26 protein-coding genes are annotated in these 22,118 nt (G+C 36.5%); 12 read left to right on the top strand and 14 right to left on the bottom strand.

Annotated elements, in window-relative coordinates; genetic code table 11:
- Positions 1-73: 73 nt before the first annotated feature.
- Complete coding sequence (locus FHT21_RS07430; protein WP_208398886.1) at positions 74-1,270, bottom strand: pyridoxal phosphate-dependent aminotransferase; 1,197 nt, start codon at positions 1,268-1,270, stop codon at positions 74-76.
- 114 nt (positions 1,271-1,384) lie between these two features.
- Here FHT21_RS07430 and FHT21_RS07435 point away from each other — a divergent pair, with 114 nt between their 5' ends.
- The 3 genes from FHT21_RS07435 to bioA are packed head-to-tail and all read left to right on the top strand — an operon-like array spanning position 1,385 to position 4,117.
- Positions 1,385-2,371 carry a cation diffusion facilitator family transporter gene (locus FHT21_RS07435; protein ID WP_167294073.1) on the top strand — a complete coding sequence of 329 codons (987 nt, stop codon included), beginning with the start codon at positions 1,385-1,387 and terminating at the stop codon, positions 2,369-2,371.
- Positions 2,358-2,810, top strand: a complete 453-nt coding sequence (locus FHT21_RS07440) for an NUDIX domain-containing protein (protein ID WP_167294074.1) — start codon at positions 2,358-2,360, stop codon at positions 2,808-2,810. The genes FHT21_RS07435 and FHT21_RS07440 overlap by 14 nt, the downstream gene beginning before the upstream one ends.
- 2 nt (positions 2,811-2,812) lie before the next feature.
- Entirely contained in the window at positions 2,813-4,117 is a 1,305-nt protein-coding gene (bioA, locus tag FHT21_RS07445; protein ID WP_243853897.1) for an adenosylmethionine--8-amino-7-oxononanoate transaminase, read from the top strand.
- Positions 4,118-4,294: 177 nt separating this feature from the next.
- Here bioA and FHT21_RS07450 read toward each other — a convergent pair whose 3' ends face one another.
- From FHT21_RS07450 to FHT21_RS07490, 9 genes are all read right to left on the bottom strand, one after another.
- Entirely contained in the window at positions 4,295-4,726 is a 432-nt protein-coding gene (locus FHT21_RS07450; protein WP_167294075.1) for an SRPBCC domain-containing protein, read from the bottom strand.
- A gap of 2 nt (positions 4,727-4,728) precedes the next feature.
- Positions 4,729-5,046, bottom strand: a complete 318-nt coding sequence (locus tag FHT21_RS07455) for a metalloregulator ArsR/SmtB family transcription factor (RefSeq protein WP_167294076.1) — start codon at positions 5,044-5,046, stop codon at positions 4,729-4,731.
- 116 nt (positions 5,047-5,162) lie between these two features.
- Entirely contained in the window at positions 5,163-5,501 is a 339-nt protein-coding gene (locus FHT21_RS07460) for an MmcQ/YjbR family DNA-binding protein (protein WP_167294077.1), read from the bottom strand.
- Between the two features lie 16 nt (positions 5,502-5,517).
- Positions 5,518-6,891: an exonuclease domain-containing protein gene (locus tag FHT21_RS07465; RefSeq protein WP_167294078.1), complete on the bottom strand. Its 1,374-nt coding sequence runs from the start codon at positions 6,889-6,891 to the stop codon at positions 5,518-5,520.
- A gap of 127 nt (positions 6,892-7,018) precedes the next feature.
- Complete coding sequence (locus tag FHT21_RS07470; RefSeq protein WP_167294079.1) at positions 7,019-7,645, bottom strand: autotransporter outer membrane beta-barrel domain-containing protein; 627 nt, start codon at positions 7,643-7,645, stop codon at positions 7,019-7,021.
- Between the two features lie 10 nt (positions 7,646-7,655).
- On the bottom strand, positions 7,656-8,009 hold the full coding sequence (locus FHT21_RS07475) for a response regulator (protein ID WP_317169959.1): 354 nt from the start codon (positions 8,007-8,009) through the stop codon (positions 7,656-7,658).
- A gap of 127 nt (positions 8,010-8,136) precedes the next feature.
- Positions 8,137-8,895 carry a response regulator gene (locus FHT21_RS07480; protein WP_167294081.1) on the bottom strand — a complete coding sequence of 253 codons (759 nt, stop codon included), beginning with the start codon at positions 8,893-8,895 and terminating at the stop codon, positions 8,137-8,139.
- Between the two features lie 161 nt (positions 8,896-9,056).
- A complete protein-coding gene (locus tag FHT21_RS07485; protein WP_167294082.1) occupies positions 9,057-9,965 on the bottom strand; it encodes a sensor histidine kinase in 909 nt (302 codons plus the stop codon).
- Between the two features lie 266 nt (positions 9,966-10,231).
- The gene (locus tag FHT21_RS07490; protein WP_167294083.1) at positions 10,232-10,972 is read right to left on the bottom strand and encodes a LytTR family DNA-binding domain-containing protein; all 741 of its coding nucleotides are present in this window, start codon (positions 10,970-10,972) and stop codon (positions 10,232-10,234) included.
- A 313-nt stretch (positions 10,973-11,285) separates the two neighbouring features.
- Between FHT21_RS07490 and FHT21_RS07495 the strand changes: the two genes are divergently transcribed.
- The 4 genes from FHT21_RS07495 (at position 11,286) to idi (ending at position 14,019) form a co-directional block, all read left to right on the top strand.
- Positions 11,286-11,561 carry a hypothetical protein gene (locus FHT21_RS07495; RefSeq protein ID WP_167294084.1) on the top strand — a complete coding sequence of 92 codons (276 nt, stop codon included), beginning with the start codon at positions 11,286-11,288 and terminating at the stop codon, positions 11,559-11,561.
- 189 nt (positions 11,562-11,750) lie between these two features.
- Positions 11,751-12,656 carry a MerR family transcriptional regulator gene (locus FHT21_RS07500; RefSeq protein ID WP_167294085.1) on the top strand — a complete coding sequence of 302 codons (906 nt, stop codon included), beginning with the start codon at positions 11,751-11,753 and terminating at the stop codon, positions 12,654-12,656.
- A complete protein-coding gene (locus FHT21_RS07505) occupies positions 12,640-13,476 on the top strand; it encodes a squalene/phytoene synthase family protein (protein WP_167294086.1) in 837 nt (278 codons plus the stop codon). The genes FHT21_RS07500 and FHT21_RS07505 overlap by 17 nt, the downstream gene beginning before the upstream one ends.
- Entirely contained in the window at positions 13,477-14,019 is a 543-nt protein-coding gene (idi, locus tag FHT21_RS07510; protein ID WP_167294087.1) for an isopentenyl-diphosphate Delta-isomerase, read from the top strand. It abuts the gene before it with no gap.
- Between the two features lie 283 nt (positions 14,020-14,302).
- On the opposite strand, the gene FHT21_RS07515 is transcribed toward idi, so the two are convergent.
- Entirely contained in the window at positions 14,303-14,506 is a 204-nt protein-coding gene (locus FHT21_RS07515; protein ID WP_167294088.1) for a KTSC domain-containing protein, read from the bottom strand.
- Positions 14,507-14,556: 50 nt separating this feature from the next.
- Entirely contained in the window at positions 14,557-14,937 is a 381-nt protein-coding gene (locus tag FHT21_RS07520) for a hypothetical protein (RefSeq protein WP_167294089.1), read from the bottom strand.
- A gap of 112 nt (positions 14,938-15,049) precedes the next feature.
- Here FHT21_RS07520 and FHT21_RS07525 point away from each other — a divergent pair, with 112 nt between their 5' ends.
- The 4 genes from FHT21_RS07525 (at position 15,050) to FHT21_RS07540 (ending at position 18,674) form a co-directional block, all read left to right on the top strand.
- Positions 15,050-15,238, top strand: coding sequence for a hypothetical protein (locus FHT21_RS07525; protein ID WP_167294090.1), 189 nt, complete (start codon positions 15,050-15,052; stop codon positions 15,236-15,238).
- Between the two features lie 261 nt (positions 15,239-15,499).
- Positions 15,500-16,312, top strand: a complete 813-nt coding sequence (locus tag FHT21_RS07530) for a HipA family kinase (protein WP_243853899.1) — start codon at positions 15,500-15,502, stop codon at positions 16,310-16,312.
- Entirely contained in the window at positions 16,290-16,673 is a 384-nt protein-coding gene (locus tag FHT21_RS07535) for a DUF3037 domain-containing protein (protein ID WP_167294091.1), read from the top strand. Before FHT21_RS07530 ends, FHT21_RS07535 begins: the two co-directional genes overlap by 23 nt.
- Before the next feature lie 87 nt (positions 16,674-16,760).
- A complete protein-coding gene (locus FHT21_RS07540) occupies positions 16,761-18,674 on the top strand; it encodes an AAA domain-containing protein (protein ID WP_167294092.1) in 1,914 nt (637 codons plus the stop codon).
- A gap of 53 nt (positions 18,675-18,727) precedes the next feature.
- Here FHT21_RS07540 and FHT21_RS07545 read toward each other — a convergent pair whose 3' ends face one another.
- A complete protein-coding gene (locus FHT21_RS07545; RefSeq protein WP_167294093.1) occupies positions 18,728-20,581 on the bottom strand; it encodes a DNA topoisomerase 3 in 1,854 nt (617 codons plus the stop codon).
- Positions 20,582-20,784: 203 nt separating this feature from the next.
- Here FHT21_RS07545 and FHT21_RS07550 point away from each other — a divergent pair, with 203 nt between their 5' ends.
- The gene (locus FHT21_RS07550) at positions 20,785-21,228 is read left to right on the top strand and encodes a hypothetical protein (RefSeq protein ID WP_167294094.1); all 444 of its coding nucleotides are present in this window, start codon (positions 20,785-20,787) and stop codon (positions 21,226-21,228) included.
- On the opposite strand, the gene FHT21_RS07555 is transcribed toward FHT21_RS07550, so the two are convergent.
- Positions 21,225-22,010 (bottom strand): murein L,D-transpeptidase catalytic domain family protein, encoded by a 786-nt coding sequence (locus FHT21_RS07555; RefSeq protein ID WP_167294095.1) that lies wholly within the window; start codon positions 22,008-22,010, stop codon positions 21,225-21,227. The genes FHT21_RS07550 and FHT21_RS07555 overlap by 4 nt on opposite strands.
- Between the last annotated feature and the right edge of the window lie 108 nt (positions 22,011-22,118).

Here is a 22,118-nt window from a genome sequence, read left to right on the forward strand (position 1 = left end):
GACGAAAAAAATAAAAATCCCTCGCTAAATTTAATTAACGAGGGATTTTTTTATAAAGTTAACTGAAAACCGGTTAGGCTAATTTACCTAAAGCTTCTTTTATTCTTCTTAATGCTTCAACTAAACTTTCGTCAGAAGCTGCATAAGATAAACGGATGTAGTTGTTGTTACCAAACGAATCGCCACCTACAGTTGCCACATGACCAACGTTTAATAAATACAAAGCCAAATCTGATGAATCTTTAATTACGTTTCCATCCGCATCTTTCTTACCGAAGAAAGAACTGATTTCAGGGAAAAAGTAAAATGCCCCATCAGGAAGATTTGTTTTAACACCCTGAATTTCATTTAACAAATTGTAAACCAATTCTCTACGGCGTAAAAATGCTTCTTTCATTTCTAAAACACTTGCTAACCCTTGCTCGTAAGCAACAATTCCAGCTCTTTGTGCGATAGAACAGGTTCCAGAAGTTGTTTGCCCCTGTAGTTTATCGTTGGCGGCTGCAATTTCTTTATTTGCGGCAATATAACCTAATCTCCAGCCCGTCATGGCGAAAGCCTTAGAGAAACCGTTAACAATGATTACACGGTCTTTAATGCTGTCGAATTGAGCAATAGATTCATGTTTATCAACAAAATTAATGTGCTCATAAATCTCATCAGATAAGATATAGATATTAGGGTATTTTTCGAAAACGGCAACCAGGGCTGCTAATTCTTCTTTGCTATAAACCGAACCTGTTGGGTTACATGGCGAAGAAAACATAAATAATTTCGATTTCGGCGTAATGGCTGCTTCCAACTGCGCAGGTGTGATTTTGAAATCACTTTCTATATCCGTATCTATAAAAACAGATTTTCCTTCAGCCAGGGTTACCATTTCTGAGTACGAAACCCAATAAGGTGTTGGGATGATTACCTCATCGCCCGGATCGATCAAAGTTAAAATAACATTCGATAAAGATTGTTTTGCACCTGTTGAAACAACGATCTGGGAAATATCATAATCCAGGTTGTTTTCTGTTTTTAGCTTGTTTACAATCGCTTGGCGAAGGTCAGGATAGCCCGGTACCGGCGAATAGCGTGTATAGTTTTCATCTAATGCCTTTTTAGCGGCATTTTTTACGTGATCGGGTGTATTGAAATCGGGTTCACCAACGCTTAAACTAATGATGTTAATGCCCTTAGACGCTAATTCGCGGCCAAGTTTGGTCATTTTAAGGGTTGCAGATTCAGATAAACTGTTGATTCTTTTAGATAAGGTGCTCATGGTTAATTACTTTGAGCGCAAATATATAAACCAAATATTATTCTGCACTAAAAAAGACATAGTTTTTCTCATTTAATTTATTCGATAAGCGTATTTTTGAAAAAAAATAGCCTTGTGTCGGTAAAAAAGAAAGCGATAATAATTTCCCTGGTGGTGAGTGTGGTGCTGATGTTAGCTAAGTTTGTGGCGTATTTTATTACGGGTTCAAATGCAATCTTAACAGATGCGGCAGAAAGTATTGTAAACGTAATAGCAGGGAGTTTTGCTTTTTATAGCATTTACCTTAGTACGCAGCCCCGAGACGAAAATCATCCTTATGGACATGGAAAAGTTGAGTTTTTCTCGGCTTTTGTAGAAGGGATATTGATTTTGATAGCGGGAGTGGTTATTATTTTCAAATCATCGTACAACCTGATCTATCCTCATGTGGTGGGGGAGCTATTAACCGGAACATTAATTATTGGTATTACAGGTTTGATTAATCTGATTGTTGGTCTCTACCTTATAAATGTAGGTAAAGATGAGCATTCAATTACGCTGCAAGCCGATGGCAGACATTTATTAACTGATACTTATACCAGTGGAGCGATTGTTATTGGTTTAATATTAATTCAGTTAACAAATATTATTTGGCTAGATAGCTTACTTTCTTTTTTAGTAGGCTTTTATATTGTTTATTCTGGTTATAAACTTACCCGTGGTTCGGTGGGCGGCTTAATGGATGAAAGCGATTTTACTCTTGTTGAAGAAGTAGTTGAGGTACTGCAAAAGAACAGGCACAAGCCCTGGATCGATGTGCATAATCTGCGTACTCAGCAATATGGCCCCGAATTTCATATCGATTGCCATGTAACATTACCTTATTATTTTGATTTAAATAAGGTTCACCGCGAAATATCGCAGATTGATGAACTGATCAATAAAAATGGCGTTCGCAAAGCAGAACTCTTTATTCACGCAGACCCTTGCTTGCCCGAATGCTGTAATTATTGCCACATGAGTGAATGCCCTGTTAGAACAGAGGCTTTTAAAAAAGAAATTGTGTGGACACCTGAAATAGTAATCAAAAATAAAAAGCATTTCGAAAATGAGCTACTTTAATGTTAGGGTTTATGGATTGTTAATTAACCAGAATAACGAGGTTTTGGTAAGTGATGAAGAAGAATATGGTTTTCGCTTTAGTAAATTTCCGGGAGGTGGATTAGAGTTTGGTGAAGGCTTAATTGATGGATTGAAACGTGAGTTTGTGGAAGAGTGCGATGCGGAAATTGAAGTATTGTCACATTTTTATACCACAGATTTTTTTGAAAAATCGTCATTTAACGATAGCCAGGTAATTAGTGTTTATTACATCGTTAAAGAAAAAGCCCCTTTGCAGTTGACCTTTAAAGATACCATTTACGATTTTGATGGGGAAGGTGAAATTCTTCAGGCTTTCAGATGGGTGAAAATTGAGGATTTAAGTATAGAAGATATCACCTTTAAAACAGATAAAACCGTAGGCCAGCTTTTAAAAAATCAATATTCAGTTAAGTTATAATCATGATGCCCGATTCGTCCAAACGCCATACTACAAGCTCCCAATTAAATTTAACTGAACGCGATAAAAAGGTAATCTGGCATCCTTATACCCAAATGAAAAATGCATTGCCACATATCCCGATTGTAAGGGGAGAGGGCGTGTACGTTTTTGATGAAAACGGTAAACGGTATATCGATGCGGTTTCATCCTGGTGGGTGAATATCCATGGTCATTCTCACCCTTATATTGCACAAAAAGTAGCAGAACAGCTCACTGTGCTGGAACACGTAATTTTTGCAGGCTTTACACACGAGCCTGCGGTATTGCTTGCAGAAAGGCTGTTGCCAATATTGCCTGGTAAACAGGATAAAGTTTTTTATACCGATAACGGATCAACAGCGGTAGAAGTAGCCTTAAAAATGTGTCTGCAATACTGGGATAATAGAGGTGCAGCAAAAACGAAGATATTAGCCTTTAAAAACGCTTATCATGGCGATACTTTTGGCGCTATGTCTGTTAGTGGTCGTAGTATTTTTACTGATGCTTTTAATAGTTTACTGTTTGATGTCGAGTTTATCGATCTGCCTGATGAAGGGAATATCTCAAATCTTACAGCTCATATCTTAAATCTTAAGGATACCGCTTGTTTCATTTTCGAACCACTCATTTTAGGATCTGGTGGGATGCTCATGTATGAAGCTAAATATTTGGATCAACTTTTATCAGCTTGCAAAGAAGCAGGAATATTAACTATTGCGGATGAGGTAATGACAGGTTTTGGTAGAACAGGAACTTACTTTGCCTGCGAGAAACTAACTAATAAGCCCGATATTATTTGTTTAAGTAAAGGTTTAACAGGCGGAACAATGCCACTAGGGGTAACCACCTGTACCAATGAGATTTTTGAAGCTTTTTTAAGTGATGATAAATTAAAAACGCTTTACCATGGGCACTCTTTTACCGCGAACCCGATTGCTTGCGTGGCTTCTTTAGCAAGCTTAGATATTTTGTTAAAAAGCGAAACGCTTCAAAATATCAAGCGGGTAGAAGCCAAACATGCTGTTTTTCTGGAAGAGATTAAGGCACATCCTAAGGTTAAAGCCATTAGGCAAACGGGAACAATTATCGCAGTGGAGTGGGAGACCGGGAATGAAACCTCTTATTTAAGTAATCTCCGTAATTTATTGTATGCCTACTTTTTAGAAAAGGGAATTATATTAAGACCATTGGGCAATATTATCTATCTACTCCCACCATATATAATCAGCAATGAAGATCTGGATTATATTTATGCAGCGATAAAAATGGCTTTAGAAGAAGTATAGGCGCTTTTAGGTCGTAACGAGGCGCTACGACCAGTATTTGAATTTAAAAATCGGGCGTCATTTCGACTGAAAAATAGCGAAACGGAGAAATCTCTGAACTAACACTAAAAGATTTCTCCTCCTAAGAAGTTCCTTTGGAACTAGCAGTCGAAATAACGATTTATCTTAAACCGTAACTCAATTCTTTTCCAGATAATTCTTAAGCGCATCGTTAACAAAATAAGTCCAACCGCCGTTGAAACTTGTTTTGGCGAAGTCAGGTCCGTTTGATGCAAAGCTTTCTACGCCGCTATGTGTTAATTTCAACCTGGTTTGCTCACCTTGCTCAAATAACTCCCAGCTTACTACCGAATTGCCCGGATAGCCATCATATCGCCAGGTATAAGCGAGTTTTCTGCCTGCAACAATTTCTGTTACTTCGCAGAGATGTAAATATTGCGGCCCATCATCCGGTCCGCCAGAAAACTCAAATTTAAAACCTACCTCAGGTTTAAAGTCTTCTAATTGAAAATACCACTGTTTAATTTCATTATTATCGGTTAAAGCTTTCCAAACTTTTTCGATAGGGGCGTTATACACCCGTTCTACAATAACTGGTTCGTTTTCCATCTTTATTTTGATTTAGTATCTTTTGATAAATGTATTTCTAAAGCATCTAATTTACTTGTCCAAAAAGTACGGTATTGTTCTACCCATTTAGATACTTCTGCAAGTTTTTGAAATTGTATGTTACAGTAACGGTCACGGCCTTGTTGTGTAATTTCTACTAAACCGCATTCTGTTAAAAGTTTAATATGCTGTGAAATGGCAGGGCGGCTCATATCGAAATTTTCGGCTATGGCGTTTAGGTTTAAAGTGCGATGAGCAATCAGATTGATAATTTCTCTTCGGGTAGGATCGGCAATGGCCTGAAATACATCTCTTCTCATAAAATTAATTGCGTAAGTAATTGCTTACAAATATAAGTGTAAGTAATCACTTACGCAAAATTTTATTGCATTTTATATTAAGCTACTCGAGGTAAGTAACTGGGGGATAAATAAGATTAATCCCTGCTATATTTTGCTGCCAATTTTGACGGAGCCACGTTACAATAGGAAAGAGTAAGTGCATCGATAAGCATTTCATCAGCGAGATCTGTTATTTCAAAAATAGTCCAGCCCTGTTTACCCCAGGCTCCGGTAGCAGGCCATATTCTGCTTGGATCAAAATCGCAGAAAACAGACTGATCAATTGCTGATAATTTGAATGTTGCCTGTTTTTTCTCAAGATTTAGTGTGGCAAAGATCTTTTTATTTACCCGGAAAGAAGTTTTTTCGAAATGCGGCAATTCTACAGCTTCATCAAAAGACAGGCAATGTGCTATAAAAATTGATGAATCCATGGCGTGTAATTAATAATTACAATTTATACAATTTCTGCGGAAATTGTTCTGCATGGCTTAAAATAAGATTTAAGATGTAACTGTTTGATTGGTATGTAGACAAATCATTTTTAATTGATGCCAGACCATCAGCCAGATAATTCTTATCGGTAAAATAGCCCATCCCATAAAATTTTCCATTTTCAACAACCAAACAGCTAAATTCTTCTTCTTTTCTGCCTTCATCTACCAAAGCAAAACTTGGCTGTTGGTTTCGAACGTCACTTAATGCCGCATTTAGCTTTTTGTTATAAACGGCCACGGTTTCTATTCCGCTGCATGCACCAAAACATTGGCCATTTTCATGAGCATAACATTTGGTTGCTGTTTTTTGCAAATAACAGAGTTTTGCACAAAGCTGGTACTTATCAACCAGTTGATTTAAAAAATTATAACCTTCTAATAGGCTATTAAAACTTTGCAGGGCGTTATTGTTCTTTTTATGTTTATCTATCGCTAAACGCAAATAACCATTTTGATCTTCAAAAACATATAAATCATATTTATGCTCATAGCGTTTCATTGCCCGGTTATTTTCTGGCCAAAGACGTTTAATTTCATTTGCTTCTAAAATTAAGGCCATCAGTTCGGTACCGCAAATTACATGGTCTACATGATGAATAGTACGTAAAAAATCCTGCCGCTGCCGATTGGGTGTATTACCGGTAAAGTGACTGGTTATACGTTTTTTAAGGTCTTTTGCTTTTCCAACATATATAATTTTGCCCTTACTGTCCTTAAAATAGTATACGCCAGGTCGGTTGGGTAACCTTAAAATAGATGCTTTATCTAAGTGAGGAGGTAAAACCTGTTCTTTTGATGTTTTCTTCAGCATTTCTGCTATGATACCTCCCTGATCATATTCTAGCAATAAATTGAATAGGATACTTGTTGCATCTGCATCTCCGGCTGCCCGGTGTCGGTTTTGAATCGGGATCTGCAAGGCTGTACAAAGTTTTCCTAAACTATATGAAGATTTGCCAGGAATTAGTTTTCTGCTCAACCTTACCGTGCACAGCTTTTTGCATTGCAGATCATACCCTGCAGCGGCCAAATGATGCTTCAAAAAGGAATAATCGAAGTTTACATTGTGCGCCACAAAAACCTTATCGTTTAATAACTGATAAATCTGTAAAGCAACATCATCAAATGTCGGGGCATCCAACAACATGTTATCATCAATACCTGTAAGCGCCGTAATGTAAACGGGTATAGGCTGCTTTGGATTAATTAGGGTAGTGTAAGATTCAACTATTTTATTGCCATCATGGATGTTAATGGCAACCTCGGTAATACCATTTGCTGAGGCATGACCACCAGTGGTTTCGATATCTACAACTGCGTATAACATTAAATTAATTTGAAATACAAATCTATGCTAAAATAATTAGTATGAAAATAATTTTGATTATTTCTTTAGCATAAAAAAAGCGGTTATGTATTTAACGTAACCGCTCTGGTATTTTGTATGTAAATATTTAAAGTTTACTTAGTAGCTTGCTTAAATTAGGTTTGATGCCTATAGAAATCGGTACAGTGTTAAAAGCCCTGTTCTGGATTTTACTAAAGCCATACATGTAACTCGCCTCGACAAATAAATTGGCACCTCCAATATTATATTCAATACCGGCCCCACCTTCGGCAATCCCCAAACCATTTGATTTATTATTTTGGGTAACCTGCAGGGTTGTGGTATTAACGCTAGCCTGAGGCGTAAGAATAAAACCGCCACCAGCACCTGCAAAACCATAAAAAGCCCATTTGTTTACAATTTTACGGTACCCTAAAGCAACATTTAGCAAGTAGGTGGTTGCCCTGCCTTTTTGTAAAGTATAGGTGTAGCCTGCATCTGGCGTTATCTGGTTAAAAGTAAAAGCATGTAAACTTGCTTTAGGGTATAAGAACAAACCACCATCACCCAAACCTAAATTTAAACCTAATGATGTTGAAAATTTTGGTTTAAAATAATCCGAAGTTTCGCCCATTGGGAATGCAAAGCCAATTCCACTCATCGAATAGAGTTTATCTTGTCTGCTTTGTGCTTTTACTTTGATTGATACCATTGTAAATAGCAATAAAAGAGGTATTAATAATTTTAATTTCATATCTGATTTTTTAATTTTCGATTAAAGCATCTACTTTTTGCAGTAAATCTGCCATGTTAAAAGGTTTTTCTAAATAATCGTTGGGATGATATTTCTGCGATGTGATATAATTTTCATCATACCTGGCCGATGCCATAATAATGGGTATTTGTGCTGTTTCAGGATTTAACCTTAACTCTTTAAACACAGCGCGCCCATCCATTCCATTCAACATAATGTCTAGAATAATCAGATCTGGATTAAAATCTTTTATCGTTTTAAAAATATATCTTGGCGATAGTAGCGGATAAACTTTATAATGTTTAGTTTCTAATACATCCTGGAAAACTTCTAATACATCTGGATCATCATCCACAATCAACACTCTTTTCAAAACAGATAAATCAATTAATTTAATAATAAATAGACTATCCTAAATACAAAGTTTTAGATGTAATGTTTTGATTATAGATTAAAATGGATTGGAAAAGCAGATGTTGAGCGATAAAAGACTACATGGCAGTACCTGGGTGTGGTTTTTCCTGCAGCAAATTGTTTTTAATAAAATTTGCGAAAAGTTCTATATATGTACCTGAAACTGTAAAGGATGTTTCACCAGAAAGCAGTATTTTATTACCAAGCACGCTCTTGATGTGCTGTTTTGCTATAAAAACAGTAGGGTTAACCTGAATAAATGCAGAATGTTCTTTTAGCATTTTCAAGGTCTTGATAAAATTAGATTTCGGGCTTAAAAAAGCATTTTTTGTGGTTTTAAACTGAATATCTTCTCCCATTTCTTCAACCGCAATCAACTCATTCAGATCTATTCTTACCAGGTCGCTATTTTCTCCTTGTAACGGGATGTAAAAGAAATGATCGTCGAAAATGGAAAAAGGATGTTGTGTTTTTTTTCCAGTTGGGTAAAGGTTGTTTATCGCTTTTGCAAAATGTAAAATAGAGTAGGGCTTAAGCAAATAAGCATCCGCGTCAACCTTAAAGGCATCGATGGCATATCTTGGGTGTGCGGTAGTAAAAACCAGGTGTTTTGTTTTTTGCCGTAACAGGCTCGCCAGTTCAATCCCGGAAAGCGAAGGCATTTCGATATCCATAAAAATAATGTCGACAGGGTTAGATACCGATATTTCTGCTAGGGCTTGGAGCGGTTCAGTAAAAGTTTGGATAAGCTTTAAATCAGGCAGCTTGTCCATATACGCTATCAAGCTCTCTAGGGAATGAGGATCATCATCAATAACAATACAATTTATTGACATTTTTTATAGGTTTAGTTAATGCAAATTACAATTTCAACCAATAAAATGAAAAAAAAATACATTCGAAACGGATTTTTATGTATTCGGCAAGGAAATTCAGCTTTTTTTAGAGATTATTGTGTGATTTGAAGTTTTTGGCTAAAATTATTAAAATGGCTTTCTCATCTAATTTTAATAACTAGCGTTACTTTGAAGTACTGGTTTGAATCAGCAAAGTAATCAAATTTGGCATTTTTGCCATAGGTGTAGGCTAAACGCTTTTTTATGTTTTCCATACCAGAACTTAAACCTGAGTTATCTTTAACTGCTTTTATTAAGTTTGAAGTTTCTATTATAAGTTGATTATTTTCGATTCTCAAACTCACTTCGGCAGGATGTGATGGTGTAAGCAGTTCGCCATGCTTAAACATGTTTTCTACCAAAGTGGTTAATACTAAAGGAATGATTTTAGTGTTGCGTATTTCGTCATCGTACCAAAAACGGAGCTGTATATGGTGATCTTTACGGAGTTGGTGTAAGTTAATGAGGTTTTCTACCTGATTAATCTCCTCGTCAAGCAAAATAAATTCTTTATCCTTATTGCTATCAACCGAATAGCGCATCATCTCTGCAAGAGAATGAATGGCCTCTGCTGCAACTGGAGAAGAATCTTTGGCATTTTGGTAAATAAAATCCAGGGTATTAAATAACAAATGTGGCTGTATCTGGGCTTTTAGAAAAGCATTCTCTGATTTTGCGATTTGAATGATGTTATTTAAACGTTGCTTTTCTAAATCTTCGATTTTTTTTCGCTCTTCCAGGAAATTAAGCAGAAAATAATAACTGGTAGAGAAACTCATAAAATAGATAGCACGATAAATTGGACCAGCAAAAAACGATGCTGTAAACTCAATCTTAAACGGGCCACTATAGGATGTGTAGTTGATAACGATATAATCTAAAATTACAATTAATATCAGGTACGCAACCAGCTCCAGTAAGATAAATAATGGCAATCTCCACCATCGGCCACTTAGCGTTTTTAATGCAGACGGCAATATAACGTGGGCATGAAAATAAAAGGTTGCCACGTTGAAACTATAAAAAATAATGTAATTACTGATTGGTTGAAATTTCCCTATAAAAATACCAATGATAACAGCCTCGTAAAATATAAATATGGTCCAACATAAAATGTGGAGTCTTTTATCTGATATCCAGCTTAGAATTTTGTGAAATTTATTTTTCCTACTTATTAAGTTCATCGAGCAAGTTAATTTGGGAGCGGCTACATAGGGTTAATAAAGAAACTTTGGTAGTTTGCTTCTTTTGATAACTAAAATACTAAAAAATTAGTTTAAGATCGGTTTGTTTTAATTGTTTTCTCCTTAATATAGTCGTGTATACTTTCACGGTAACTATTTCCTACATTAATAGTTAGATTATTAATCATTTTTAAGGTATTGCCCTCTACCTTTTCAATATAATTCTTGGCTATGATAAATGAGCGATGTGCCTGGGCAAAATTCTGATAGTCTTTTAAAATGATTTTTATCTCTGATAGCGCAATGTATGATACAATCGTTTCGTTTAAGGTAAAAATGCGTACATAGTTTTGAAGACTTTCTACGGCTACAATGTCGGTGTACCTTACTTTAATTAAGTTGTTTTTTTCGCTTTTATTCCTGACAAAAAAATAATCATCATCTTGCTTAACTGTTAGGTTTGGTACACTAGGGCTATGTGGGAATAATCTATTTATGGTTTCAGCAAAACGGGCAAAAGTGTATGGTTTTAATAAATAAGCACTAGCATACATTTCAAAAGCCTCGTAAGCGTATTTAGAGTGGGAGGTGGTAAATATTAATTTATCTGTTTTATGTCTAATTGCTTTTGATAATTCTAAGCCCGATATCATAGGCATATCAACATCTATAAAAACAATATCAACATGATCTCCAGCTGTAATTTCGTTTAATGCCTGTAACGGATCTGTATAGGATTTTATTAAATGAATATTTGTGAGATTGTTGATGTATGATTTTATACCGTTGACGGCGTGAATCTCGTCATCAATTACGATACATGTTAATTTCATTAGACGTGTTTTAAGGTAATGCGAAATTATAGCATGCTTTTTATATATGGAAATTATTTTAGTCCTGTAACGATGTTTGGTTCGTTTTTGTAGTAAATATGATACGCATATGTTTTTTTTATGCAAGAAACATGACTGAGTAAAAATCTGGAATGTAGATTTTTATAAATAAACAAAACAAATTGATTTAATTGCTTGTATAACAATATATTGTATTTGGAAACGTAGTTATTAATAGATATATTTAAGTAGTTATTAATAGATATATTTAATAAGCATAATAATTATCATTAATTATCTAAAACAATACCCCATGAAAAATAGAATCCGCACCACCAACAGATTAAACGTGTCTATTACAAAAAAGGTTATTGAGCTGCAAGAACAAGGTTACGACTGTGATTTTCTTCTGTTGGCTAACGGAAGTTTGCAGTGCATGCAAACTAACTTAAATTATCCGGTGAGTACGGTAGCTATTAAAGAGAGAGAACATGGCTACGACTTCTTCAGTCATTCGTACAAACATGTGCATACCATAGAAACTGGGAATGGAGAACGGGGAGTATTACTTACTGAAAAGATATTTTAACTAACCAACTTCATGCTCTTCTAATTTAATCGTGTTCTACGGTTCAGGTTTACTGTATTTTAATAGGACCATTTATTTACATGGTCTAAATTAAACTATCAATATCGACGTTACATTTTGTTGATCTTGGCAAAAACCTTTCTTTCTTCTTTTTGTTTAGATTTTATTAGATATATTTAAACAAAAATAATGACTTACGCTATTTCAGATCTTGAACAGCTTTCTGGCATTCGTTCTCATACCATTAGGATCTGGGAGCAAAGGTACAATGCGCTGAGTCCGATGCGATCTCAAGGCAATACCCGTTTATATGATGATAAGCAGCTTAGAAGACTATTAAACATTGTAAGTTTAAATAAAAGTGGTTTAAAAATTTCTAAACTTTGCCGTCTCTCAGATGAGGCGATTGATAAACTTCTTGATCAACAGTTTTCTTACCCCGCTGATGATGAGCAGGCAGATTATTATGTTTCTCAACTGATTAGGCATGGTTTGGCTTTTGATGAGCGCTCTTTTAATCAGTTAATTGATCAGGGCATTGATCAGTTGGGGCTTTCTGACTGTTACCGGAAAATTATATATCCATTGCTGGTCCGTTTGGGATTAATGTGGCGAAAAGACGATATTTGTCCGGCTCACGAGCATTTTTTATCAAATATTATCCGTCAAAAAATATTTACGCATATCGATAGTCTTCCACCAACAAGGCATTCAGACAAAAGCTGGCTGCTTTTTTTACCGGAGGATGAGGATCATGATATTGGGCTGCTTTTTGCCAGTTATATGCTGAGGATGCATCATCATCAGGTTATTTTTTTAGGTAGCAAAGTTCCATTGGATTCAATTAAGCGCATATTTTCCACATTGAATGTAGGTCATGTTTTGCTTTTTATGATAAAATCGAGACTGGCGGCTGCAGCCCAAAAATACATCGATCAATTGTCTGAAATATGTTCATCCACTAAAATCCATCTTGCCGGAAATAGCCAGGTTATCGGTAAACTAAACAACATCGATCACATCAACTGGATTAAAACACTTGATGAATTTGAAAAAATAATACATTACCCTGTTTTACATGAAAGAAATTTTTGATCAACTATCTGCCGATTGTAGCCGGCTTACCACTAAGTTGTATAGTACCAGCTTTTCTTATGGTATTTATTTTCTTGGAAAAGAACTACGCCAACCTATACACGCTATTTACGGGTTTGTACGTTTAGCGGATGAAATTGTGGATAGCTTTCATCATTATAACAAGAAATTTTTATTAGAGAAATTTAAGGAGGATACTTTCGAAGCTATTAAGTTGGGCATTAGTTTAAACCCTATTTTAAATTCATTTCAGAAAGTTGTAAATAAATATCGGATAGATCAGGAACTGATTGTTCTTTTTCTTCGCAGCATGGAAATGGATCTTTCAATACAAAAATATACTTCCGAACTTTACAACGAATACATTTTAGGCTCTGCAGAAGTAGTAGGATTGATGTGCTTAAGAGTTTTTACCTATGGTAACGATGCAGATTACGAGCAATTGAAACCCTATGCCATGAAATTGGGCGCTGTATTTCAAAAGGTTAATTTTTTGAGAGATGTTAAGGCTGATCATCAAATACTTAGCCGAAACTATTTTCCGAATGTTAATTTGGCCTTATTCTGCGATCGTCAAAAAAAAGAAATAGAAGCAGAAATCGAGGCAGAATTTGATATTGCTTTAGCCGGTATTAAGCTATTGCCTACAGCTTCCAGAAATGGCGTATATTTGTCCTATATCTATTATAAAAAATTATTCACAAAGATAAAGCGCTTAAGTGCTGAAAAAATTATGACTGAACGGATAAGAATTTCGAACACCCATAAAATTGGTTTAATGTTTGATTCGATTATCCGCAATAAGTTAAATGTAATTTAAATGGAAGAGCAAGTTATTCTGGTTGATCAGGAGGATGTGCCGAAAGGGCAGATGGATAAAATGGAAGCACACGAAAAGGGTATATTACACCGTGCTTTTTCCGTTTTCATTTTTAATTCCAAGCGCGAATTGTTACTACAACAAAGAGCAATAAGCAAATATCATTCTGGGGGCTTATGGACAAATACCTGCTGCAGTCATCCTCGGATTGGAGAAAGTAATATCCACGCAGCTAAAAGGAGATTAATGGAAGAAATGGGGATGGAGTGCGAATTAAACTATCTCTTTAAATTTACCTATAAAGCAATATTTGAAGATGGCTTAACGGAACACGAGATAGACCATGTTTTTTTTGGTATGAGCGATAAATTACCTGTTATCAATCCTGATGAAGTAGAAACCTTTAAGTATATGGATTTGGAAACGTTGGCGCAGGATATTGCAGTTAATCCGGGTGCCTATACGCCGTGGTTAAGAATCTGTTTAGATAAGGTTGTTATGCATGCATCAACCGCTAGAACAAAAAACGGGCATACAGCCTAAGCCGTATACCCGTATCTAAATTAACGCTCTCGAGGACAAATATAGGACTTGTTTAGAAAATTCCTAAAAGTTTAACATTTCTTTTACTTTAAGATTATAGTTTGAACTTTGAGATTATGTTGGTCTTTAAAGTAAGATATTAGTATATAGGTATTTATATGTTTTTGGCAGAAATAAACACCAAGAATATTTTTTTTCTCAATCATATCGTTTTATGATATTTGTTACAGTTTTATGTTTATCAAGTTGTTTTTCGATGGCAAAAGTTGATGGAGCGAGCTTATTAGTCTTCCTCTAGTTTCTGGAATTCAAATTTATCTTTAATGTATCGGTTAAAGTATCTTCCTTTCGATCCGGAAGCCTTTAACATCTTATACATCTTTTCAGGAACATTTTTGTACAGGTAAATCATATTGGTTACGAAAATGATTTTCAATACTTTAGCTGCTACATCATAACTGAAATATTTAATTACCGATGATGGCATAATCTTCAAGTTTGTGTCTTAAAAAAAAACACCTGCTGCCTAAAATAGTTTTAATCATTTTTTAGTTCCGATTCTTCTCTGGCTACCTTAATCTTTTCTTTTTTAAGATCAATCCTGATGATATTGTACAAACTCATGTAAACATTAGCAATCCACACCACGGAAAAGAAAGAAATAATGTAACCACGCCAGTCTGGATAAATTAAAGTAAATTTGGTAATGAAAAGCAGCAGTGCGGTTACATAATGGCTGAAACAATATTCGCAGGTGAAAACATAGAAAAACTTACGCTTAACCAGCTTATTACAATTCTTCGAACGGTCAATACAGAATTCGCGCGCCTCTCTAAATATTTCCTCTTTTGTAACAGTCCATGCAATACAGGCTACTGGCAGTGCCATAATGAAGAGATAATAAATATGTACTTCCATTTTAATCAAATTCTGGTATAAGTACAACCTTAAAGCCTTGAAAATGTTTAAGTAAGCAATAAACATTTTGATTATATTTATGTTAGTTAAAGTATAGGTAATTATTTGTTTTATGGAAAGATCAGAAATCATATCTCTACTTGAGGTAATCAATCAACAGGTTAGTTCTTCGGTTTTAGGTGGGATGGAAGAAGAGTACGAAGAATTAGAAAGTATGGGCCTAATTAAAATTAACCGCGATTCGGTACAATGGTCATCATCTATGACTCCTGCCGGAAATGCTTATTTGGGGCACGATTAGTTGAGTTATCATTAGCAATAAAACACTATTGTTATTTGGAAAGCAGTTAGGGTAGTCCCGCCCGTTTCTGCCCGATGCATTTCACTATGGTCGGTACTATGTCAGTTTACTGTCCCATCGTACAATCCATTCTGTGTTTCCGTGGCAAGAAATGCTCCAACCAATTTGATTACATTTACCCTTAAGACTAAATTGGACCAATTTATTGTTGGAATTCTGCTAAATTTGCAGCAAGTTTGGAATTGTGCCTAAATAAAATAAATGGCCATTCTTGCCACAGATATGAACAATTTACAACTTAGAACGGTAAATGTAACCAGATATGTTACGCCTTTGCGCGAAGGTGGCTCTATGCCCGCCATTGCAGAGGCTGATGATAACTTTTTATATGTACTAAAATTTAGAGGAGCAGGACAGGGCACCCGGGCTTTAATTGCCGAGCTAATTGGTGGTGAAATAGCCCGATATTTAGGTTTACGTGTACCCGAGTTGGTTTTTGCCAATTTGGATGAAGCTTTTGGGAGAACAGAGCCCGATGAAGAAATTCAAGATCTGCTAAAAGCCAGCGTAGGTTTAAATTTGGCACTACATTATTTATCAGGGGCGATAACATTCGATCCAACAGTAACTACTGTAGATGCTAAACTTGCGTCGCAGATTGTATGGCTTGATTGTTTTTTAACCAATATGGACCGTACCTGCAGAAATACCAATATGTTACTGTGGCATAAAGAACTTTGGTTAATAGATCATGGTGCTGCATTATATTTTCATCATTCCTGGCAAAATTGGGAAGAGCAGGCTGTTAAGCCTTTCTTTTTGGTGAAAGACCATGTATTATTGCCATGGGCCTCTGAACTGGAAAGTGTAAATGAAGAATTCAGCAGATTACTCAGTCCCGAAAAGATAGCAGCGGTAATTAATTTAATTCCTGATGACTGGCTGGAAGGCGAAACAAACTTTGAAAGCAAAACGGAGCACCGCAATGCCTATACACATTTCCTTACTACCAGGTTAACTCATTCAACTATATTTTTAAAAGAAGCGCAGCATGCAAGGGAAATTCTTATTTGAGTACGCTGTGATTCGCGTAATGCCCAGGGTAGAACGTGAGGAATTTATTAATGTGGGCATAATTTTGTTTTGCGCCAAGCAAAAGTTTTTAAAAAGTGTTTTTGCACTGGATGAGAAAAGAATAAAGGCTTTTTCTACTGAAGTAGATTTAGCTGAGTTAAAAGAAAACTTATGCGCTTTTGAAAGAATAAGTACGGCCGCAAAAGGATCTGGTCCCATTGGTCAATACGATCAGGCTTCTCGGTTTAGGTGGCTTACAGCAACAAGAAGTACTGTAGTGCAATGCTCAAAAGTACACCCTGGTTTTTGTGATGATGCCGAAGAGACTATGTTGAGGTTGCACCAAGAGCTCGTTTTGTAGCGCTATTTGCAGGTGCATAGCGTTTGATTTACTTTAAACACTCCATCAATTTAACAATCAAGCAATACAACAATTAACCACCTAACCTTGCCAAAAGAATATTTTAAAAAACTTCAAGATCTGCTCGATACCGAGCGCAACGAAGATTTACAATCGTACTTAAAACTTACTGAAAATACTTCAGCTGCCGATAGGAGGGCATTGGGTTTAACCTGGTACCCGATTGCCATCAGGAATACTGAAATAGGCCGTGGCGATTATTTAACGATAGAGTTAGAAAGGACTACCCACCAGGATTTTTCTCATCAGTTCCGTTTTGGTTCTGCCGTGGTATTATTTTCCAATCACGATGCCAAAGAAGACCGCGTAGAAGGGATCATAAACCATCAAAGTGGTAGCAGGATGAAAATCAGCTTCCGTGTTGATGAATTGCCCGATTGGACAAGAGACGGTAAACTCGGCGTAGATTTACTTTTTGATAATAACAGCTATGATGAGATGCAGAATGCGCTTAAGCAGGCCTCATATTTAGCTGAAAATGAATCAGAAAATAAACTGATCCGTATTTTAACAAAAGGAGAAAAACCATCATTTCAAGGTGAAGAGAAATTTATCATTCCCAATACACTAAACGATTCACAGCAATTAGCGGTGAATAAAATTATAGCAGCTGATGATCTGGCTGTGGTTCATGGTCCTCCGGGCACCGGAAAAACAACAACGCTTGTGCACGCTATAAAATCGTTAGTTAAACACAGCGATCAAAAAATCCTGGTGGTGGCGCCGAGTAATACCGCTGTTGATTTACTTACGGAGAAGCTAGCTGCCGAAGGGCTAAAAGTAATCCGCGTGGGCAACCCAGCAAGGGTTTCTGAAAAGTTGCTTGCGGCAACTCTTGATCATCAAATGGCGGATCATCCGGAGATGAAAACAATTAAAGCTTTAAAAAAACAGGCCAGTGAATATAAAAATATGGCCCACAAATACAAGCGAAGTTTTGGTAAAGCAGAACGCGAGCAACGTAAGGCCTTGTTTGATGAAGCGCATAAAATTGGAAAGGAAGTAGAAAAAACGGAGCAGTATATTATGGATAATCTGTTTACCAAAGCACAGATTATTACCGCCACCTTAGTAGGAGCCAACCACTATACTGTTCGGAATTTAAAATATAATACCATTGTAATTGATGAGGCGGGCCAGGCTTTGGAACCAGCTTGCTGGATACCGATTTTAAAAGCACAGAAAGTAATATTGGCTGGCGATCATTTTCAACTTTCGCCAACCATAAAATCAAATGAAGCAGCAAGAAATGGGTTAAGTAATACTTTACTGGAGAAAACAGTAAATCTTCATCCAGAGTCGGTTGTGTTGTTAAAAGAGCAATACAGAATGAATAAAGATATTATGGGTTACTCATCTCGGGTATTTTATAAAAATGAGCTGCAGGCCCATGATTCTGTTGCTGATCATTTATTGTTTACTGGCGATCAACCGATTCAATTTATCGATACGGCAGGCTGTAGTTTCGACGAAAAATTAGACGGGACCAGTACAACCAATCCTGATGAAGCTGCATTTTTGGTCAAACATTTAACGCATTTGGTTGCTTGTTTGGCAGATCAGACCTTAACGGAAAACTTTCCTTCTATTGCTATTGTTTCGCCATATAAACAACAGGTTCAGATCTTAAATGCCCTAGTTCAGGAAAATGAAATTTTAACACCTTATCGCAATAAAATTGCAGTAAATACCATTGATAGCTTTCAAGGTCAGGAACGCGATGTGGTATATATTAGCCTCACCAGGAGTAATGGGGATGGAAGTATCGGGTTTTTATCAGATACGAGGAGAATGAATGTGGCCATGACGAGGGCAAGGAAAAAGCTGGTTGTTATTGGCGATAGCGCTACATTATCGAAATCTAATTTTTATGCTGAATTTATCCAGTATGCAGAACAATTGAATGCCTACCACAGCGCCTGGGAATTTATGGAGCTGTAACCACAAATGGTTACTTTTTATATCTGCTTCACATTATATGACGCAAGTTGATGCTAAACTTTTTCCAGTTTCTTTTCTTCTTCAAGCTTACCCGATATACTTGCCCCTGCAATTAATAGTTCGTGCGTAATGGTTTTGGTATATTCTGTAATTTCGGATTTAAAATCTTTTACTGATGAACCTGAACGGATTTCTTCCAATCTTTTCTCCCACTGTCCGGTAAGCTCAGCCTGCGCAATCTGTTTATCCTTAACCACTTCGTAAACAGCCAAACCTTTATTGGTAGGTACAAGATTCCGCTTTTCTCTTGTAATATATTCCCTGGTAATTAAGGTTTCGATAATGGATGCACGTGTTGCTGGTGTACCTAAACCGCTATCTTTCATGGCATAACGTAATTCTTCGTCTTCAATCTCTTTACCACAGGTTTCGAGTGCTTTTAATAGCGAAGCCTCGTTGTACATTGGCTTAGGTTTAGTTTGTTTTTCTAAAAGAGATTTTTCTGTTATAGGTAATTGTTCTCCAACCGCAACCTTTGGTAGAGCTGCGTTGTCTTCATCTTTTTTATCGTCTTCAGGGTCGTTAAAAACAGCACGCCAGCCTGCAGAGCGGATTACCGTTCCATTGGCCACAAAAGTAACTCCCGATTGAATGGTTATTTTGGTTAACTCCTTAATACATTCTTGGTGAAATGCCTCAATCATTCGCCCAACAACCATATCATACACGGCTTGTTTATCCGGACTTAATCCATAAGCCTGTTCGCCCGTAGGTAAAACCGCATGGTGATCGGTTACTTTTTTAGCGTTAACACTTCGCTTATTTAAAGTAATGGTTTGCAAAAACTGTGCTTGCTTTCCAAAATCAGCATGATCGGTAAATTTTGCAATCAAATCTGGAACGCCAGCAAAAATATCATCACCAATATAGCGCGATCCGGTACGGGGATAAGAAACCAATTTACTCTCGTATAGGTTCTGCAAGATGTTAAGTGTTTGATCGGCAGTATACCCTTTTTTCTTATTGGCTTCTTGCTGCAAACTGCTTAAGTCATGCAATAACGGAGGTGGTTCTTTTCTTGGTTTAGCTTCTACAGCTGTGATGTTCCCGCCCGTTGGAAAGCCAGAAGCCACGTCCTCAACAAGTGCAAATAACTTTTCTACCTCTTCTTTTTCTTTATAATTAGCGGTTGATATAGCTTTAAAAACCTGTTCATCTTTAGAAAGTAAGATACTGATCTGATAATAGGTTTGAGGAACGAAATTTTTAATCTCCAAAAAACGGGCGCAGATCATGGCCAGGGTAGGTGTTTGTACGCGACCTAACGAAAGAACTGTTCTGTTACCTGCCGAAATACTGAGAGCCTGTGTGGCGTTCATTCCCACCAGCCAATCTGATTCTGAGCGGCAATGGGCCGAATTGAACAAAGTATCGTAATCTGTTCCGGGTTTTAAGTTTCTGAATCCATCTTTTATAGCTTCATCTGTTTGTGAGGAGATCCAGAGGCGTTTAAATGGTTTTTTGCATTTCAGGTAATAATAAATGTACCTGAAAATTAATTCACCCTCACGCCCCGCATCCGTTGCCACAATAATTTCGCTCGCTTCATCAAAAAGTTTTTTTATGGTGTCTAATTGTTTGCGCACAGCCGGATCTTCTACAAAACCATCTTTTGTTTTAATCTTTCTAACGGCAAGTTTAAACTTTTGCGGAAGCATGGGTAAATGTTGCTTCCTCCAGCCAATAAAGCCATAATCCTGAGGTGGAGCCAATTGTAATAAATGCCCGAATGCCCAGGTAAAAGAATATCCTTTACCTTCAATGTATCCATCTTTTCTGGTGGTTGCTCCGAAAACTTTAGCAAGTTCACGACCAACAGAGGGCTTTTCTGCAATTACAATCTTCATGAATGGGCTTATCTTTTCAACCCCAAAGATGATTAAAATATTGGCAACCGATTAAAAAAATTACTCACAATGCTACTTAACATTCGTTTTGGCAAACAATTATCAGATAACTTTGTCCATCATTTGTATCTGGAATTTTTATATCGGATTGATTAACAATTCGGTAATCTCTCTATCTAATGGCTACACCTGATTTTTAATGAATGGATAAAATTTATGAACTGGAAGGCAATAAAATTAAAGTAGGACTCGAACCGCAATTAATCCGCGTATATAGTAATGCCCAACTTTGGGCTTATCTTGATGGAAAAGCTGAGGCAAGGTTTGAGCTGATGGTAAATACAATTAAAACCGATTATGAACAGCATTTTGGCAAAGAACTGGCTATTTCTAACGCTTCGCTTATGGTAGAAATTCTGGCACATGTGTACTGCGATTACCTGGGACTATCTTTCAATCGCATTGTACGGATAAAATGGATTCAGGCTTTGGTTAAAAAACTGCTTAAACGTGCCGAAGTCGTAGATTGTGGCGAAAAAGAGGTAGATAGTAACCGTTGGGTTTGGGATTTACTGGCCAGTAGCAAATCAATCTTTATCTGGATCTTACCTAAAAACCTAAATGCCAAAAATATTAAGCACCATTAATCCATTTGTGCTACCAAAATCTGTTCCTGATTTAATACGACACTTGCGGCGAGTGTTTCATTTAAAAAAGATGAACTGTATTGTTGCTCTGAATTATTGATAAATAGCACCGTCCGATCTGAAATGGTATTGATCACTTGATCTGCCAACTTAGCTGGAACGGCAGGGCATCCCTGGCTTCTGCCCAGTCTACCCAATTCATCTATACTTTTCTGACTTACATAACTTGCTCCATGAACCACAATTGATCTTTCTCTGGCATTGCTGTTAAAACCTTGGTCCATGCCATCTAATTTAAGCGAACGACCATGTTTACCATTATAAATTTCGCCGGTTAAATAGAAGCCCAAACTGCTCTTGTTTGAGTTTATATTATTCGAGAATGATGAAGGTTTATCGCCACCACTGTTTTGTCCATGTGCTACCCAAGTATTTAAGAGTAGCTTTTTATTGGCTATATCGATTATATACAGTCGTTTTTTAGTGCTTTCCTGATCGAAATCTGCAATTGTTAAAATAGGCTTAGCATGTAATAAACCAGAATATTTCATGTTATAAAATCCAGTTAATGCCTTTTCGAAAACCCGTTCATTTAATCCTGCAGAATCTAAATGAACTTCGTGATATATATTTAAGATGTATTGATTGTATAGACTGTCTGCTGCTATGTTTTTAATCGTATCTTGTTGTGTTTGGGGGCGATCTATCGCTTTCCAACTTGTTCCGACAATGCTCATACCCACTAAAAAAATCGTAGCAATGTCCAGGATGTATTTCTTCATTCAGTATGGTTTGATTTGATATTGAGTTATTTATACGGTTGTTTAGCCCAGATGTTGCCCAAATCGTATTATTGCCTTCGGATATGCAGTTGGTTTTACACTCCCGTG

Origin of the sequence: Pedobacter sp. SG908 (genome assembly GCF_011759615.1) — a bacterium.
In the GTDB taxonomy this organism is placed as follows: Bacteria; Bacteroidota; Bacteroidia; order Sphingobacteriales; family Sphingobacteriaceae; genus Pedobacter; species Pedobacter riviphilus.

Excerpts from the sequence above, each read along its gene's own strand:
- FHT21_RS07500 (WP_167294085.1), top strand. The coding sequence starts at position 11,751 with ATGACTTACGCTATTTCAGATCTTGAACAGCTTTCTGGCATTCGTTCT.
- FHT21_RS07480 (WP_167294081.1), bottom strand. The coding sequence starts at position 8,895 with ATGTCAATAAATTGTATTGTTATTGATGATGATCCTCATTCCCTAGAG.
- FHT21_RS07530 (WP_243853899.1), top strand. The coding sequence starts at position 15,500 with ATGGCCATTCTTGCCACAGATATGAACAATTTACAACTTAGAACGGTA.
- FHT21_RS07505 (WP_167294086.1), top strand. The coding sequence starts at position 12,640 with ATGAAAGAAATTTTTGATCAACTATCTGCCGATTGTAGCCGGCTTACC.
- bioA (WP_243853897.1), top strand. The coding sequence starts at position 2,813 with ATGATGCCCGATTCGTCCAAACGCCATACTACAAGCTCCCAATTAAAT.
- FHT21_RS07515 (WP_167294088.1), bottom strand. The coding sequence starts at position 14,506 with ATGCCATCATCGGTAATTAAATATTTCAGTTATGATGTAGCAGCTAAA.
- FHT21_RS07545 (WP_167294093.1), bottom strand. The coding sequence starts at position 20,581 with ATGAAGATTGTAATTGCAGAAAAGCCCTCTGTTGGTCGTGAACTTGCT.
- FHT21_RS07495 (WP_167294084.1), top strand. The coding sequence starts at position 11,286 with ATGAAAAATAGAATCCGCACCACCAACAGATTAAACGTGTCTATTACA.
- FHT21_RS07465 (WP_167294078.1), bottom strand. The coding sequence starts at position 6,891 with ATGTTATACGCAGTTGTAGATATCGAAACCACTGGTGGTCATGCCTCA.
- FHT21_RS07460 (WP_167294077.1), bottom strand. The coding sequence starts at position 5,501 with ATGGATTCATCAATTTTTATAGCACATTGCCTGTCTTTTGATGAAGCT.
- FHT21_RS07550 (WP_167294094.1), top strand. The coding sequence starts at position 20,785 with ATGGATAAAATTTATGAACTGGAAGGCAATAAAATTAAAGTAGGACTC.
- FHT21_RS07470 (WP_167294079.1), bottom strand. The coding sequence starts at position 7,645 with ATGAAATTAAAATTATTAATACCTCTTTTATTGCTATTTACAATGGTA.
- FHT21_RS07450 (WP_167294075.1), bottom strand. The coding sequence starts at position 4,726 with ATGGAAAACGAACCAGTTATTGTAGAACGGGTGTATAACGCCCCTATC.
- FHT21_RS07455 (WP_167294076.1), bottom strand. The coding sequence starts at position 5,046 with ATGAGAAGAGATGTATTTCAGGCCATTGCCGATCCTACCCGAAGAGAA.
- FHT21_RS07430 (WP_208398886.1), bottom strand. The coding sequence starts at position 1,270 with ATGAGCACCTTATCTAAAAGAATCAACAGTTTATCTGAATCTGCAACC.
- FHT21_RS07520 (WP_167294089.1), bottom strand. The coding sequence starts at position 14,937 with ATGGAAGTACATATTTATTATCTCTTCATTATGGCACTGCCAGTAGCC.
- FHT21_RS07490 (WP_167294083.1), bottom strand. The coding sequence starts at position 10,972 with ATGAAATTAACATGTATCGTAATTGATGACGAGATTCACGCCGTCAAC.
- FHT21_RS07535 (WP_167294091.1), top strand. The coding sequence starts at position 16,290 with ATGCAAGGGAAATTCTTATTTGAGTACGCTGTGATTCGCGTAATGCCC.
- FHT21_RS07525 (WP_167294090.1), top strand. The coding sequence starts at position 15,050 with ATGGAAAGATCAGAAATCATATCTCTACTTGAGGTAATCAATCAACAG.
- FHT21_RS07440 (WP_167294074.1), top strand. The coding sequence starts at position 2,358 with ATGAGCTACTTTAATGTTAGGGTTTATGGATTGTTAATTAACCAGAAT.
- idi (WP_167294087.1), top strand. The coding sequence starts at position 13,477 with ATGGAAGAGCAAGTTATTCTGGTTGATCAGGAGGATGTGCCGAAAGGG.
- FHT21_RS07555 (WP_167294095.1), bottom strand. The coding sequence starts at position 22,010 with ATGAAGAAATACATCCTGGACATTGCTACGATTTTTTTAGTGGGTATG.